The sequence below is a fragment of the Bacillus sp. LR--39 genome (assembly GCF_053613335.1).
In genome coordinates this window covers 1-600 of record NZ_JBSIOT010001213.1, presented here as the reverse complement: position 1 = coordinate 600, position 600 = coordinate 1, and the positions used below count along the sequence as shown (strand labels likewise).

Here is a 600-nt window from a genome sequence, read left to right as displayed (position 1 = left end):
AGAGCGATCAATACGGCTTGTATTCAAAAGCGTTTACAGGCACCGGCAAAGTGAATGAAACAAAGGAAAAAGCGGAAAAAAAGTCACCCGCCAAAGCTCCTTACAGCATTAAATCGGTGATTGGTTCTGATGATCGGACAAGGGTCACCAACACAACCGCATATCCGTACAGAGCGATCGTTCATATTTCAAGCAGCATCGGTTCATGCACCGGATGGATGATCGGTCCGAAAACCGTCGCAACAGCCGGACACTGCATCTATGACACATCAAGCGGTTCATTTGCCGGTACAGCCACTGTTTCGCCGGGACGGAACGGGACAAGCTATCCTTACGGCTCAGTTAAATCGACGCGCTACTTTATTCCGTCAGGATGGAGAAGCGGAAACACCAATTACGATTACGGCGCAATCGAACTAAGCGAACCGATCGGCAATACTGTCGGATACTTCGGATACTCGTACACTACTTCATCACTTGTTGGGACAACTGTTACCATCAGCGGCTACCCAGGCGATAAAACAGCAGGCACACAATGGCAGCATTCAGGACCGATTGCCATCTCCGAAACGTATAAATTGCAGTACGCAATGGACACGT

1 protein-coding gene is annotated in these 600 nt (G+C 49.0%); it reads left to right on the top strand.

All coding sequences use genetic code 11. The features are described from left to right. Window positions 1-600, top strand: a 600-nt coding sequence (locus tag ACWHAR_RS29500; RefSeq protein WP_452088745.1) for a trypsin-like serine peptidase, incomplete at both ends; no start/stop codon positions are given.